Source organism: Clostridium sp. 1001271st1 H5 (assembly GCF_005845215.1).
GTDB lineage: Bacteria > Bacillota > Clostridia > Lachnospirales > Lachnospiraceae > Enterocloster.
Window position 1 is genome coordinate 299,578 of the sequence record NZ_SPHO01000001.1, and the last position, 15,246, is coordinate 314,823.

General features: G+C 51.9%; 14 protein-coding genes. 7 read left to right on the forward strand and 7 right to left on the reverse strand.

Annotation, left to right across the window (positions count from 1 at the left end):
- The first annotated feature begins 1 nt into the window (after position 1).
- The 3 genes from FGS84_RS01250 to FGS84_RS01260 all read left to right on the forward strand — a co-directional run bounded on the left by FGS84_RS01250 (position 2) and on the right by FGS84_RS01260 (position 4,622).
- The gene (locus FGS84_RS01250; protein ID WP_138305926.1) at positions 2 to 2,419 is read left to right on the forward strand and encodes an ATP-binding protein; all 2,418 of its coding nucleotides are present in this window, start codon (positions 2 to 4) and stop codon (positions 2,417 to 2,419) included.
- An 18-nt stretch (positions 2,420 to 2,437) separates the two neighbouring features.
- Positions 2,438 to 3,979, forward strand: coding sequence for a DUF4454 domain-containing protein (locus FGS84_RS01255; RefSeq protein WP_243129801.1), 1,542 nt, complete (start codon positions 2,438 to 2,440; stop codon positions 3,977 to 3,979).
- Between the two features lie 85 nt (positions 3,980 to 4,064).
- Positions 4,065 to 4,622 (forward strand): NAD(P)H-dependent oxidoreductase subunit E, encoded by a 558-nt coding sequence (locus FGS84_RS01260; RefSeq protein ID WP_330640975.1) that lies wholly within the window; start codon positions 4,065 to 4,067, stop codon positions 4,620 to 4,622.
- Here FGS84_RS01260 and FGS84_RS01265 read toward each other — a convergent pair.
- Both FGS84_RS01265 and FGS84_RS01270 read right to left on the reverse strand, forming a co-directional pair.
- Positions 4,600 to 5,172, reverse strand: coding sequence for a DUF1062 domain-containing protein (locus FGS84_RS01265; protein WP_138305927.1), 573 nt, complete (start codon positions 5,170 to 5,172; stop codon positions 4,600 to 4,602). The two genes, FGS84_RS01260 and FGS84_RS01265, sit on opposite strands and share 23 nt — an antisense overlap.
- 188 nt (positions 5,173 to 5,360) lie before the next feature.
- Positions 5,361 to 5,636, reverse strand: a complete 276-nt coding sequence (locus FGS84_RS01270) for a CD3324 family protein (RefSeq protein WP_138305928.1) — start codon at positions 5,634 to 5,636, stop codon at positions 5,361 to 5,363.
- A 266-nt stretch (positions 5,637 to 5,902) separates the two neighbouring features.
- Between FGS84_RS01270 and FGS84_RS01275 the strand changes: the two genes are divergently transcribed.
- The gene (locus tag FGS84_RS01275) at positions 5,903 to 6,187 is read left to right on the forward strand and encodes a YciI family protein (protein WP_138305929.1); all 285 of its coding nucleotides are present in this window, start codon (positions 5,903 to 5,905) and stop codon (positions 6,185 to 6,187) included.
- Between the two features lie 98 nt (positions 6,188 to 6,285).
- Entirely contained in the window at positions 6,286 to 7,494 is a 1,209-nt protein-coding gene (locus FGS84_RS01280) for a dicarboxylate/amino acid:cation symporter (RefSeq protein ID WP_138305930.1), read from the forward strand.
- Between the two features lie 85 nt (positions 7,495 to 7,579).
- Here the strand turns inward: FGS84_RS01280 and FGS84_RS01285 are convergent, their stop codons facing one another.
- From FGS84_RS01285 to FGS84_RS01295, 3 genes are read right to left on the reverse strand one after another with little or no spacing between them, the layout of a single operon-like run.
- Positions 7,580 to 8,887 (reverse strand): TRAP transporter large permease, encoded by a 1,308-nt coding sequence (locus tag FGS84_RS01285; protein ID WP_138305931.1) that lies wholly within the window; start codon positions 8,885 to 8,887, stop codon positions 7,580 to 7,582.
- The gene (locus FGS84_RS01290) at positions 8,884 to 9,387 is read right to left on the reverse strand and encodes a TRAP transporter small permease (RefSeq protein ID WP_138305932.1); all 504 of its coding nucleotides are present in this window, start codon (positions 9,385 to 9,387) and stop codon (positions 8,884 to 8,886) included. Before FGS84_RS01290 ends, FGS84_RS01285 begins: the two co-directional genes overlap by 4 nt.
- Before the next feature lie 3 nt (positions 9,388 to 9,390).
- On the reverse strand, positions 9,391 to 10,416 hold the full coding sequence (locus FGS84_RS01295) for a TRAP transporter substrate-binding protein (RefSeq protein ID WP_138305933.1): 1,026 nt from the start codon (positions 10,414 to 10,416) through the stop codon (positions 9,391 to 9,393).
- A gap of 342 nt (positions 10,417 to 10,758) precedes the next feature.
- Here FGS84_RS01295 and FGS84_RS31350 point away from each other — a divergent pair, with 342 nt between their 5' ends.
- A complete protein-coding gene (locus FGS84_RS31350; RefSeq protein ID WP_227146188.1) occupies positions 10,759 to 11,058 on the forward strand; it encodes a hypothetical protein in 300 nt (99 codons plus the stop codon).
- A gap of 90 nt (positions 11,059 to 11,148) precedes the next feature.
- On the opposite strand, the gene hydA is transcribed toward FGS84_RS31350, so the two are convergent.
- Together hydA and FGS84_RS01310 are read right to left on the reverse strand one after the other, a co-directional pair.
- Positions 11,149 to 12,534, reverse strand: a complete 1,386-nt coding sequence (gene hydA, locus FGS84_RS01305; RefSeq protein WP_138305935.1) for a dihydropyrimidinase — start codon at positions 12,532 to 12,534, stop codon at positions 11,149 to 11,151.
- 93 nt (positions 12,535 to 12,627) lie between these two features.
- The gene (locus FGS84_RS01310; RefSeq protein ID WP_138305936.1) at positions 12,628 to 13,362 is read right to left on the reverse strand and encodes an isochorismatase family protein; all 735 of its coding nucleotides are present in this window, start codon (positions 13,360 to 13,362) and stop codon (positions 12,628 to 12,630) included.
- A gap of 268 nt (positions 13,363 to 13,630) precedes the next feature.
- Here FGS84_RS01310 and FGS84_RS01315 point away from each other — a divergent pair, with 268 nt between their 5' ends.
- Positions 13,631 to 15,145, forward strand: coding sequence for a hypothetical protein (locus tag FGS84_RS01315; protein WP_138305937.1), 1,515 nt, complete (start codon positions 13,631 to 13,633; stop codon positions 15,143 to 15,145).
- Positions 15,146 to 15,246: the final 101 nt, after the last annotated feature.

A 15,246-nucleotide genomic window follows, 5' to 3' on the forward strand; every position in this document is an offset into this window, starting at 1 on the left:
CATGACAGCTGAAAACCTGATGAACCTGCTGGATTCACTGACAGAAACCAGCGTATATGTCATTGAGGAGGAATCCCACCGGCTGTTATATTTTAATGAGCGGTGCCGGAGAACGGGACGCGGCAGGGCTGCCCTGGGAGTCCGGTGTCATGAAGTATGGCCGGAGCTGTGCGCCAGATGTCCCCTTAATGGGCTGGGGGATAAAGGGTCCAACCATATGGTCTGCTATGACCCTCTCCTTAAATCAACCGTTGATGTCACTGCCAACCGAATCAACTGGGAAGGCAGCCTTCCTGCCGTGGTGATTACTGCAACGCCACACCGTCTGAACTTTGAGGAGGAGCAGGGGTTCCAGAAAATCCGGCAGATGTATGCCGGCAGCCTGGTGACTGTGTTTGACGAGTGCATCATTGCCAACCTGACCAGGGATTACTATGTGAGCTGCCAGAAGGATGTGGTGTGGGACGATATACCGGAACAGGGGGATTTTGGCTCGGAGAACCGCAAGTACGCCCGGAAAGCGCTGCACCCGGACGACCTGGACTGCTTTAATGAAAACTTTTCCAGAGAGTCCATGCTCCGCATGTTTACAGAGGGGAAAAAACAGATTTCCAAGAGGCTGCGCCGCAGGACTACCAGCGGTACATACCGAATGGTGGAGTTTACAGCGGCCAGAATTGGAAATCAGGAGGATGAGTGCTGGTGCGTCCTGGTATTCCGGGATGTCCAGGAAGAATACCTGCTGGAGCAGGAACGGAACGTGGAGATAAGCCAGCTGGCCACGGCGGCCAAGGCAGCCTACCAGATGCTGATTGCAGTGAACCTGACGCAAAATACCTACCACATGATGGAATACCAGCGTTTTCCGGTGAAAGAGCCTGCGGCCCAGGGCTGTTTTGACGACCTGATTGCCTTTGAACTGGGAACGGTCCACCCGGACTACCGGGAGGAATTCACCTGCAAGTTTGACCGGAAGAATCTGACTGAACGGTTCCGAAGGGGGGAGCGCATTCTGTCCATGGAGGTTCCCCACATGGGGGAGGATGGAATCTACCACTGGAATTTTACCCAGGTGGTGAAGGTGGACAGCCCGTATACACACGACCTGATTGAGATTACCCTGTCCAGGAACATTGACGAAGAGCGCAGGATACAGCAGGAGTCCCTGGAAAAGGAACGGCAGGCAAAGCTGCTGCTGGAAGATGCCCTTAAGAAGGCGGAGAAAGCAAATCAGGCAAAGAGCGATTTCCTTTCCCGCATGAGCCACGATATCCGCACACCCATGAACGCCATCATAGGCATGACCGAGCTGGCGCAGCTGCACATTGGGGATGAGGAAAAACAGAGGGATTACCTGAACAAAATCGCCTCATCGGGTTCCCATCTGCTGGGATTGATTAACGAAATCCTGGACGTAAGCAAGATTGAAAGCGGTGTCATGGAGCTGGCAGAGAATCCCCTGGATTTGCGTGCATTGGCCAGGGATGCAGCGGAGATGGTGCGGATATCCATGGAAAGCAGACATCAGGAATTCCGGGTGGAGATAGACGAAACCTTTGAGCCGCTGGTTATGGGGGATGCCAGGCGCATCAAGCAGGTGCTGGTGAATATCCTGGAAAATGCTTCAAAATATACCCGTGAAGGGGGAAGAATCACCTTTTCTGTATGTGAGCTGAAAAAGGAAGAACAGCTGGTGGGAACCTACCGTTTCATCATCGAGGATACGGGAGTGGGCATGAAGCCTGAATATATAAAGCATATATTTGAACCCTTCAGCAGGGCTGACGACAGCAGAACCAGCAAGGTGGCAGGAACCGGACTGGGCATGACCATTGTAAAGAATCTGGTATCCATGATGGACGGGGACATCCAGGTAGAGAGTGAGTACGGGAAGGGGTCCCGGTTTACCATTATCCTGTGCCTGAATAAGTGCGGAGATGCGCAGGAGACAGCCCAGCCTGCTGCTTCAGGGCCGGAGATTTCCTTCCAGGGCTTGAGGGTCCTGCTGGTGGAGGACAATGAACTGAACCGGCAGATTGCATCGGAGATGCTGGAACTTCTGGGAGCCAGGGTGGAGATGGCTGAAAATGGCCGCCAGGCAGTGGAGGCAGTGTGTTCCCACCCGGCCCTATATTATGATATGGTATTCATGGATGTCCAGATGCCTGTGATGAACGGGTATGAGGCAACCAGGGAGATACGCGGTTCCGGAATGGAACGGATATGGGAGCTTCCCATTATAGCCATGACAGCAGACGCCTTTGCTGAGGATGTAAAACGCGCCCGCTTGTCCGGTATGAACGGACATCTGGCAAAACCGGTTTCCATTGAACTGCTCCGGGGAGCCCTGTCCGACTGTCTGGACTGGAAGAGGCAGAACCGGTGGGACGAGATGATGGATATATCCGGTCCGAATTAATGGAAGGGATGGGTTTACGTGATTAGGAAACAGATATACAGGGCAGGATGGGCCGCCATGGCCATGCTGGTTTTGACATCCTGCCGGATGAAGGATACAGGGCAGACAAATACGGAGGACGCCGGAACCGCCCGGGAACAGGCTGCCAGTTCTTCTGAACACCGTCAGGACATGGAACCGGCACAGGGATTTCCCCGGGGGTCCGGGAACGGGGGAAACAGTGCGCAGGAGGACGCAGGCGGTGCGGGTCCGGCAGGGAAAGCAGGGCCGGAAGATGAGGCAGGAACGGAAAAAAAGGGAACCGCTGTCAGGGCGGTACAGAACCTGGAAACCGGAAACCAGCTTATAACCGGCCGTTTCTTTAAGGCGGGAGACATACGGTGCGGCCTATCCTTTGGAATCACGGAGGATGGCTGGGAATCAGAACGCCTGCAATGCGTGTTCACCCTGCCGGATGAGATGCACACCAGCTATTATGACAGCTTGAGAAGCGCTGAAATCCTGACGGAGCAGGGAAAAAAGACATATGTGATAACTCCGGAAACCATGGAGGAGGTACCGCGGGTTCCTGCCCTTACCTATACCATTGTATTTGCCCTGGATGATTCTTCGGACCCCCGTATTTCGGTGAAGGGGGAGGGAGGACTGGCAGGGGATTATTATCTGTTTGAGGACAGTCTGACTTTTCCGGATGTGTTTTCCCGCTATTTGTCCAGGGCAGACCTATGCCTGTGGCCAACAGAGGATTTGTGGCTTCTTCGGAATGAGATATATGCAGCTAACGGCAGGCAGTTTAAATCCGACGTGCTGAGCCGGTATTTTTCTGAAAAAAGATGGTACAGGGGAGTCATTGCCCCTGACGCTTTTTCTGATTCCACTCTGTCGGATGTGGAGGCCGGGAACATTTCCCTGATACAGAAAATGGAAAATGACACGGACAGGGATAAGCTGGACGGACAGAGGCAGTATGGGTTGGAGGACCTTCCTCCGGCTCCCTATCTGTCTTACCTGGGACAGTATGACGAGACGGGGCTGAGCGTTGACCTGACCCTTGCCAGGGATATGGGAGCATACCATGTTGTGCCGGGGGAAATATTGGTTCCGGCCTCCATTACCAGGGAGCAGCTTCAGACTGTCATGAAGGGCGGCCAGGCGGAGGTGACGCTGGATGAGCTTACAGGCAGAAGCCAGATACTGACGCTGAATCCCAGCCAGGAAGATACGTCTTATGGGTTCCTGCTCCGGGGTAAGGAGGAGGAAGAAGGACAGGGGACCGGTACAGGAATCCGGCTGGATTACAATACCGGTGAATACCACCTGTGGCAGACCAGCCGGGATACCGTGATGAAGCCGGTTTACCGGGGAGATATCTATATCCTTAAGGGGGCTGTCGCAGGAGCAGATACCGAACTTCTGAGGGCTTCGCAGCACCAGCGGGATATTTTCAGCGGTCCGGGGGACCAGGAAACCGGTCGGATTATCGGCAGGCAGCTGATGGGCAACCGTCTCTGTTACAATGCAAGAGGACACTTTACCGCTATCTATTATCTGGGGGATTGAAGTTGAAAGATGCATAAAAACTGGTTTCTGTGAATAAAATCCGTCCCAAAAGCCCAATGATATACTGGAAGCGAGGTTTTTGCGTATGGAGATAAATGAAAATGACGCCCGGGGCGGCGCTGATTGCCATGACAGCGGTTATCACAGAGGCGGTGATTGCCGTGACGGCAGTATAGACGTTGGACAGGATGAACGGATGAGGGAGATTCTGGATTATTACCGGGGGCTGCCGGAGCGCTCCTCACAGGAGACTATAGTGGAGCTGCTGAGGGAGCTGCAGGAGGTTTATGGCTGTATCAGCCCTTTTGTGCTGGAGCAGGCAGCTGAGGCTGCCGGGGTCCGGGAATCCATGATACAGGCCATATGTAAGCGGTATCCCAGTTTAAAGACAGCTCCCTATGCCCATGAGATTGTACTCTGTACCGGCAGAAACTGCGCTGCAAAGGGCAGTCTGGCAGTCCTGGATGAACTGAAAAAGAGACTGGGCGTGGGAAAAAGCGGTATATCGGAAGACGGTGCCGTCTGTCTCAGGACCAGGAACTGCCTGAAAAACTGCAGAAAGGCGCCAAATGTCATGGTGGACGGCCGTATGTGTTCCGGTCTGGATGCAGAAGGTATACTCAGGGAACTGAAACACCGGTGATGATAAGCTTTATATGGCTTTCAGTCCTGCTTTTTTTCAGTTCCCGGCCATCGTCACACCGAATCCTGCCGCTGTCAGCCAGAAGGTCCAGGCTGCGCTGTGACAGGTGCAGCCTGTCTTTTAAGATAGTGTGGACCCGTATGGGAAGCGGGTACGGGTTATCAATCCATAGAGTGACGGCGACCGGACCGTCCAGACCGAAGACCTCACCTTCTGCGTGGTATAGGGGAAGCCGTATTGAGGCGCCGTTTTGACGGAGAAAAACAGTGTCCATGGAGTATTTTAAGACCAGGGAGGGGTCGTTCTCGTGAAAGCGGGAGAGCAGTCCGGGAGGAAGGCTTCCGGGGGTTATGCGGGAATAGATGGCTGCGTTCCAGGTGGAGCTGCAGCAGGAACATTTATAAATCAGCCAGATGTCCAGGTATTTCCCCTGGGCATTGACCCGGAATTGTCCGGAGCTTACGAATTCCTGCCTGGTATTGCATTTTTTACAATACCTTAGCGGTGCAGGAGGCCTGTCGTACCGTATGGTCCATTTGATATCTTTCATGTAAATATCCTTTCCTGTGTCTTTGGAATACCGCCTGATATCCGGTGCAGTAACAAGTGTATCATCCGGGCAGGCTGATACCAACCTCATCCTTTTTTGATAAATAAAGTTGAGACATGCAATGGAAAGATGGGATATAAAAAGCCCGGACCGATACGATTGATTCGCATCGGTCCGGGTTGCTCTGTCTATTTGCCTTTCTTTTCCTGTCCTATGATTCTCTGTATGCTTTTAACTGACAGACAGTATAGGGAGGACAGCTCGTCCGTACTTGCGCCGGACAGATAATCACTGTAAATCTGTTGATTCCGAAGACGGAGCTCTTCGCGGGTGGATGTCCCCTCGCCCCAGCACTTTTTATTTCCGGCTGTCTTCGGTATATATATCAGCGCGCCGTCCACGTATTCCTGTACTTGCTCCAGCAGTTCGCGGGGCAGGATACGGTCCGCTTTTTGATAGCTCATGTTGCTCTCCTGTGATTTATTTTAAGCGGGAAAGCAAAGGCTATGTAAGGCCATGTTCCATCATGACTGGATTATGGTACAGCTGCAGCAGCCTTTGCTATGCAGCGGTAACGATAGGATTAAGCATAAGCCGGCAACCCTCCTTTTCAGATACTTTGATTTTTATAGTATAACATATCAGTCAAAGAATGTATGCCTTATTTTCTTTTTATAAATAAGTTTGAGCCAGGAAGGAACAATTAAAAACAGAACAGGAGACAAAAAGTATGAAGTATTTTTTAGTGGAAGGAAATATAATAGACGCCGGCAGGATGACGGACGGCATCATGAACGAGCATATGGCCTATACCCGGGCAGCGATGGAGCGGGGAATGACCTTCATGTCCGGTCTGAAGGCAGATATGAGCGGCGGCATATCCATTATGAGGGTGGAGGATGCAGACGCTTTGCAGGCATACCTGGACCATGAACCGCTTTTTGTCCATGGTATACAGGAATACAGGGTGGCTGAGTTTGACGTTCATTATATAAACAACGCCTGGGATTGTTAATTTTTTACTTTTTTGGTATTTAGTAGTAATGGCGCTAAGAATGTGTTATAATTAGAATTGCATTTATGCAAAAATACTAAAAAAGGGGAATTGTGCGTATGAAAAAGAAACCACTTGCACTATGGATTTTCACCGGATTGGCATTAGGTATTGTGGCAGGTATGCTGTTGATGAGCCGGCCGGACATTGCAGAGATTTACATTAAGCCCTTTGGAACCCTGTTTCTGAACCTGCTGAAATTCATCGTTGTCCCCATTGTCTTGTTCTCTATCATGAACGGTGTTATTTCCATGAAGGATATTAAGAAGGTGGGAAGCATTGGAGGCAAGACCGTCATTTATTATATGGGCACTACCTTTTTTGCAGTTACCCTGGGACTGGTGGTGGCAAACCTGTTCAAGAAGGGGTTTCCGGTGCTGTCCACCAGTTCCCTGGAGTACACTGCCACAGAGACTCCCAGTTTCATCCAGACCCTGATTGGCATTTTTCCAAGCAACATCATCCAGCCCATGGCCGAGGCATCCATGCTTCAGGTAATCGTAGTGGCCCTGCTCTTTGGCTTTGGAACCATTGTGGCTGGAAAGAAAGGCGAGGTGTTTGGCAACTTCGTGGAGAGCGCCAATGAAGTGTCCATCGCGGTTATGTCCTTTATCATCAAGCTGAGTCCCATCGGCGTGTTCTGCCTGATTACGCCTGTGGTGGCTGCCAACGGACCTCAGATACTGGGCAGCCTGGCCTTTGTGCTTCTGGTGGCTTATATCGGGTACATACTCCATGCTTCTCTGGTATATTCACTGACCGTGAAAACCCTGGCAGGCATTGGTCCGCTTACGTTTTTCAAGGGTATGGCTCCGGCCATGATAATGGCATTTTCCAGCGCATCCTCTGTGGGCGCCCTTCCTCTTAATCTGGAGTGTGCGGAGAAGTTAGGGGCTAAAAAGGAGGTTGCCAGCTTTGTGCTTCCCCTGGGCGCCACCATCAATATGGACGGAACCGCCATTTACCAGGGTGTGTGCGCTGTGTTCATTGCCTCCTGCTACGGCATTAACCTGACCCTGTCCCAGCAGATTGTCATTATACTGACCGCTGTCCTGGCCTCCATCGGAACGGCCGGCGTACCTGGCTCAGGTATGATTATGCTGGCCATGGTGCTTCAGAGCGTAGGGCTTCCTGTGGAGGGCATTGCCCTTGTGGCAGGTATTGACCGTCTGTTTGACATGGGACGTACCACGGTAAATATAACAGGGGATGCTGCCTGTGCAGTGATAGTATCCCATCTGGAGGATAAAAGGTTAAAGAGGGTGTAAGCCTGAGGTTTATCAGGATAAAAAGAATGGCAGGGCTGTGGTATCGTATCACAGCCCTGCCATTCCTTTATGCATCTAATCGCATTTATACATAACCCATAAGCCCTGGCAGCCACAGTGACAGCTGCGGTATATAGGATACCAGCATCAGCACGATGAAAATGGCGCCAAAGTAGTAGAGCAGGGGGCGGATTACCTGTTCTATCTTAGTCTTTCCCACCTTTACGCCCACGAAAAGGGTAGTACCCACAGGGGGCGTGATGGTGCCGATGCACAGGTTGAATATCATCATGATGCCAAAGTGGATGGTGTTCATGCCCAGCGCCTGGCAGATAGGAAGAAAAATAGGGGTAAAGATAAGGCAGGCAGGCGTCATGTCCATAAAGGTTCCCACAATCAGCAGCAGGATGTTGATGATGAACAGTATCACGTAGCGGTTGGTGCTGATTCCCAGCATGGCTTCCGATACAGCGGTGGGAATGCCGGTAAAGGCCATGACCCAGCTCATGATGCTGGATACGCCGATAAGGAAGATGATGATGCCTGTCATCTCGGCGCTGTCCAGGAAAATCCTGGGAAGCTCGCTGAACCTGATGGATTTGTAGAAGAAGATGGACAGGACCATGCTGTATACCACGGCTACCACGCTTCCCTCGGTGGCGGTGAAAATACCGGAAATGATGCCGCCGATGACCACGATAATCATGAACAGGCACGGTATGGCCTGGAAGAATACTTTTACCTTCTCAGAGCCGGTATAACGTTTGGTGCTGCGGTATCCTCTCTTTCTGGCAAAGAAGTAAATGACCACCATGCATGCAAGGCCCCAGAGTATGCCCGGAATATAGCCCGCCATGAAAAGGGCTGCCACGGAGGTGCCTCCGCTGACAAGGGAAAAGGTAATCATTACATTGCTGGGAGGAATCAGAAGACCGGTGGGAGCTGTGGCAATGTTGGCTGCCGCGGAAAAGTCCCTGTCATACCCCTCTTCCTCCTCAATCGGGCCGATAATGGAACCCATGGCAGAAGCAGCAGCTGTACCGGAACCGGAGATGGCTCCAAAGAGCATGTTGGCCACTGCGTTGGTGTGGGCCAGGGCTCCGGGAATATTGCCGGTAAACAGCTTGGCAAAATTGATGAGGCGGATGGCAATGCCTCCCTTGTTCATGATATTGCCGGCCAGGATAAAAAAGGGAATGGCCAGCAGGCTGAATACGGAGATGCCTGAGAAAATCCGCTGTGCGCCCGTGAGTACGGAAGCCCCCAGGTTCAGCACCGGAAGAATGGCGCAGATGGAGGATACCGCCAGGGCAATGGCGATGGGAACACCTGCCAGCAGCATCACTGCCAGCAGAACGAAAATCACAAGACCACAAAATACTGCTATACTCATACCTTTGCCTCCCCTGGTTCACTGAAATCTTTGTGCAGCATATCCACTGCATTCATGGCGCTGAATATCATAATCAGCAGGCCTGCAATGGGAACAATGATGTAAATCCATCCCATAGAGATACGCAGGGACGCCGTAATCTGTATCATAGTCAGCCTGGTGATGGAGATACCGCCGTATACCATGACTATGGCTGCAAAAAAGAAGCTGAGTGCATCTATGAAAACCTCCAGATACCGGCGGGCCGGGCCGGTCAGCTTGTCCGCCATGAAGCCCATCCTCATGTGGTCCCTTTTGCCGAATACATAGGCGGAGGCCAGAAGCGACATCCAGGTAAAGGAGTAGGTGAGAAGCTCCTCGGATATGGTGCTGGGCCGGTTGAAGAAATAACGCGTCACAATCTGATAGGTGCCCACCAGGGTCATAAGGATGAACAGGAGGGTTATGACCACACCCAGCATCTTCATGATGGCTGCCCTTACTTTATGCATTTTGTCCATGGTTTAGGCGCCTCCTTTCATGGAATCATTGACTGTCTGGATATATTCGTAAAATTCCCGGATTTTCGGGTTGTTTTCCAGCATTTTCTGGTGCAGGGGCAGTACCTTTGCCTTGAAGGCCTCCACATCCGTGTCGATGAAGGTTACGCCCATATCATTGGCTGCAATCTGCTTTGCCTCCTCTATGCTTTTATCCCATTCCACTAATTCCACCTCTGTGGAAAGGGCCGCAGCCTCCTTGAATACCTTGAATTCCTCAGGACTTAAGCCGTTCAGGAATTTAAGGTTGGCAACCAGCATGTCAGGGACCATCTGATGTCTGTTGTATGTATAGTACTTGGCTACTTCACCGTGCTTGTTGTTGGTCAGGGCCAGCTCATTGTTCTCAGCTCCGTCTATGACGCCCTGCTGAATGGCTGTATATACCTCGCCAAAGCCCATGGGCGCAGCGGCCGCGCCAAAGGCGTTGACCATATCCACACTGGCCGGGCTCTGCTGTACACGTATTTTTTTACCCTTTAAATCCTCGGGGGTATTAATGGGTGTCTTGGCGTAAAAATTTCGTGTTCCCGCATTGTACCAGGTTACCACCCTGAAACCGGCCTCGTCCGTGGATTTGTATATATGCTCCATATAATCCGTGTCTTCCATTACGGACCGGTAGACCTGCTCGGAGTCAAACAGATAGGGCATGCTGAAAATCTCATAGACATCCGCAAATGTCTCCAGATTTGCCGTACCTGCGATTACAAAGTCAATTGCTCCTGTTTGTGTAAGCTCGATTGCCTTCTGGGCAGAACCCAGTATTTCGTTGGGAAATATCTGGACCTCATACTTGTCGCCCAGACGTTCTTCCACATATTCCTTAAATGCCAGCATCCCCAGGTGCTCAGGATGGGTTTCCGACTGTGCGTGGGACACCCGGATAATCCGTTTGCCTGAGGAGACAGAGCTGCATCCGGAAGCCGAAACCATGACAGCACCGGCCACGGCTGCGATTCCAAGCTTTTTCAGTAAATTACTCACCATTTCCAATCCCTCTCTTTATTTGCTTATGTCAATGTCTGCAGAACATGTAACTGGTTTTATTATATCGACAAAATTGTGTATAATCACTGGATAATTTTAATATTTAAGAGTAAATTATTGTTGTTGAACCATAATTGTATTAACAATATTTTAACGGGGATTTAACGTATTATTAACAGGAAAGGTGGCGGACAGGGCAACCAGCCATGTGCAATCGCAAGGTGCAGCTTACAGCATCCGGGAGTTGAGTACTGCTGGCAGTGTCATGATTTTCCGTGTGAAAAATATGAAGGGATTGATGAATTTGACTCCCTCATCACACACCGCAACCGGTTTAGGGATATGAAACGGGCGGAGACAATGGGCGTGGAGCGTTATAATATGGAGCAGATGGAAAAGGCCCGACAGCTGGAGACATTGCTGGAGAATTATAATGACGGGCGGAAGAAGACCCTTTTCTGCCAGGCGGTCAATCTGCTGTCTCTGCAGGATATAAAGGATGTGATGAAGGCTCTGGCGCTGGAAGAGGAGGAGGGGATGTCCGTAAAGGAAAAGGCAAAACAGGCAGAGGGATTTTTACGGGAAAAGGCAGGAGAACAGGGCATTGAGCTGAAGCTTCACAGGAAACCGAAGAAGAAATAAGGAATGAGCTGTAAAAGGGTGCGGCAGCATCACATGGAATTTCTGTGATACTGCCGCACCTTTTATGCATATGGATATATGCGGGGACGCTTATTTGTGATAGTAGTCGTAACACAGGCCATAGGGCTTGCATTTCTGCCAGCGCCCCATGCCGGGTTGGCCTACAAATCTGCCGTTCTCGGCTGCCAGACGGCCGCGCAGGAAGACCTGCTCCGGCCGGCCCTGGATTTCAAAGCCTTCAAATGGTTCATAGTCAATGCCGTGAAGGCTGTCTTTGTTGGTGATGGTTCCCTTCCAGTCAGGGTCAAAGATTACCACATCGGCATCAGCGCCTATACGCAGTTCTCCCTTGTTGGGCAGACCCACCACTTTGGCGGGATTGGTGGCGAACAGCTCCACAAACTTTTGTCGGGTAATCTTCCCTGTGCAGACGCCGTAGGTCCACAGCAGCGCCAGCCGGTCCTGCACACCGGGACATCCGTTGGGAACATTGGAAAAATTGGTGCCTTTTTTCTTTGCACCCTCGTATCCTCCGTCCAGGGCGCAGTGGTCGGACCCCACCGCGGTCAGCCAGCCCTCGCGCACGGCCTGCCACAGGGCATCCACGTGTTCCTGGGGACGCAGCGGCGGGGAGCAGATGTATTTGGCGCCCTCAAAGCCCGGTTTATCCAGGCAGTCCGTGGTCAGGGTCAGGTAATGGGTGCAGGTTTCCCCGAAAATGGGCCACCCTGCGTTGTGGGCTTCCCTGATGGCTTCCATGGCCTCACGTATGCTGACATGAACCACGAAAAGAGGACAGTCCGCTGTCTTTGCCAGGGCAATGGCCCTGCCCGTGGCTTCCTCCTCTGCAATGGGAGGACGGGCATAGTAGTGGTAAACCGGGGCAGTTTTGCCCTGGCTGAGGTAATAACGGGTCAGAATGGTTATGATGTCTGCATTTTCAGCGTGGACCATCATGGTGACGCCTGCCTCCTTTGCATTCATCATGGCGCTCAGTATGGCTTCGTCGTCACAGTAAAATGCAGTGCCTTTGTATGCCATAAAAAGCTTCAGCGTGGCCACGCCCACTTCCGGCAGATGCCTGACTTCCTCAAATACGGATTCCTTTGGGTCCATGATGACTGCATGGAATGCAAAGTCCACAGATGAGGTGTGTTCTGCTTTGGCTGCCTGCCGCCTGATGGCGTCCAGAAGAGGCACGTCTTTTTCCTGGGGGGCAAAATCCACAATGGTGGTGGTGCCGCCTGCCGCCGCTGCTTCGGCTGTCTCAAAGAGGCGTCCGCCAAAGGAACCGTAGTGTACATGTTCATCCACGCCTCCCGGCATCACGTATTTTCCGGAAGCATCAATGGTCTGGCTGGCGTTTACATTCAGATTCGTCCCGATTTGGCAGATGGTTTCCCCTTCGATATAGATATCACCTGTAAATTCACTGGCGGCGGTCAGTATGGTTCCATTTTTTATTAGAAGGCTCATATAAGCTCCTTTCATGGACCTATGATACGCCGATTCCGGACCATGGGGACCGGCGTATCATATTTAGAAAAACTTAGCCCGGCAGGTTAAATATTAATCCAGCAGACGTTCGTGCTTGGTGTAAACACTGGAATCGATTCCTTCCAGATATTTGACGACTTCTTCCACCGGCAGCACATCAGCGAACTTGGCTTCCATGTCAAACAGGTTCCATTCAATTACGCCCGGAACGCGGTCGCCCACAGTGCCTTCCGGAACAATGGTCTTAAAGCCGTATCCGGTGGAGTCCATGACCGTATGCCGTACGCAGGCACAGGAGGTGGCGCCCATAACGATGACCGTGTCCACACCCAGGAAATTAAGGGTCTGGGCCAGATGGGTTCCAAAGAAGTTGGAAGCATATTTTTTATGGATGACCGGCTCCTCCGGACGCGGTTTCAGCTTGGGGTCGATTTCCAGCCATTCTGAATTGATATCCAGGGCACTCATGGGTATCTTCTCATCCCAGCGGGGAAGGTCCCACTGCTGTTTGCCTATGTATCCTGTGGTGGTATGGAAGATGGGAACGCCTGACTTGCGGCCGGCTTCCAGTACCTTTAAGGCATTGGCGCAGACCTCTTCGGAGTGGTCGCAGGTGAACGGATGTCCCTCGCTCATCCAGGCCCTGGCCATATCCACGGTGGTAATGGCGGGAGCCTTGCCAAAGCCCATCCTGCGCATGAAGCCGCGCTCCTTGTAAATCTTGCGGGCCTCGGCAAATGCCTGTTTCAGAAGTTCCTCATTGAAATCATAGTGGTCTACATATTTATAATCCTTATTCTCTGCCATGGATAGTGTACCCCTTTCTTTGATATACAGTTTTGTTGTTCTGATTGCCAGGTCTGTTCCGGACCAGACCTATTAAAAAGATTGTTATTTTAACTAATAACATTCTAATTATTTCTTGACTTTTGTGCATCTTGCTGATATGTCTATAGTATAACAATGGTTTTTCTGTTTGAAAAGAGGTTTGGCCTCTTTGTCAGTACTGGTACCATGACAGCTGTCTGTCAGCGGTTTGGAGGGGCGGACAGATGTTTTCGGAGAGGAGGATTCCATGACAGAACGAAAATTATCCACCCTGGGATACCTGATGGACCGTCTGGGACTGTCCACAGCGTCCCTGGCCAGAAGGCTTCACGTGGACGCCAGCCTTGTGAGCAAATGGCGCAGCGGAAGCAGACGGCTCAGCGCCAAATCCGTTTACTTTAAAGAGGTGTGCAGTATGCTGCTGGAGCAGAACCCCATGGCCCTGGCAGATGCGCTTCGCTCCCTGGTGCCTCTGGAGGAGCCAAAGGGAGAAGCCGGGAAGGAGGAAGGGGGGAGCATATCAGAAGAGGGCACGCCGTCCGGAACAGCAGAACTGCTTTGCCGCGTACTGAATGACCGGCATTTTACCGTGCCAAAGGCATTTACCATCCGCGCCGAAGCACTCTGCACAGCGGAGATTGCCATATACACCAGCGGGGAGGGCAGGCGCCAGGCCATCTCCGACCTTCTGGAGATTGCAGAGGCCATGGAGACGCCGGGAGAGCTGTTTTATGTGGATTCGGAGCAGACCGGATGGCTGCTGGAGGACACTGCCTATGCCAGGGAATGGGTGAGCAGGATGGTGCGGCTGCTGGACCGGGGATTCGTTTTCAAGGCGGCCCTGCATTTTTCCATATCGGTTGACAAGTTCGTGGCGTTTTTTCAGCTGTGTAGCCCTCTTATATTTCACCGCAATGCCAGGTGGTTTTACCATCAGTATTATGATGAGAATATTTACTGGTTTTCCTTCTTTATTTTGGAACACGCCATGAGCATTGCAGGCATGTCCATGTCCCCGGAACAGACCTCCGCCACTGTCTATACAGATGCATATTCCATACTTCAGCACAGGAATGTGGTGGAAATGGTCCTTACCAGCTGCCGTCCCATGTTTGACAGTCTTTCCATGGGGCTGGGCGCGGAAGCAGCCAGGATGCTGCGGGAGCAGGGACGTGCGGGAGAGACACTGTTTTCCTATCTTCCGGCGCCGGCCTTCATGAGTGCAGGGGAGCAGCTGTTTGATGATATACTGAGGGATAATGGGATAGCGGGCACGGCGGCTTCCTGGTTAAGAGAAATCAACAGACTGCTGCGGGACCTGGTGGAGAGCCAGCTGACAGGCGGACAGGGAGAATTTATCCAGATTCTGCAGCTGGGTGAGATGGAGCACAGGGCCGATACATGTTTTGTCAGCACCAGTCTGTCCCTTCTGGGAAAAAAACAGGTGGTTGTCTCGCCGGCCCATTATGCAAGAGGACTCAGGGAATTAGCCCTGCGTATGGATGCGTTTCCCTCTTACCGCTTGTTTCTGGCGGCGGAGGATGATGACATCCGGCTTCCGGCCATGAACTGCTGGTGCAGAGGCACATCCTGGATGGTCCAGATGGACTGTGAGGGATTCAGACTGTGCCGGGAACCCACACTCTGCGGCGCAGCCTATACCACCCTGGAACAGGGATGGCGCAGAGTGCCGCCGGGGCGGAAGGACCCGGCGGCTGTCAGAACCGTGCTGGAACGGCTGATTATGAGATTGGAGCAATAGGTTGGCATAACCCTGTGCGGGAATCATATACTCCAATCCGGAACCCTGTTTTTCTTGTAATGGCCCGGGGTACAGGTTATAATGAAATCATTGGAATTACA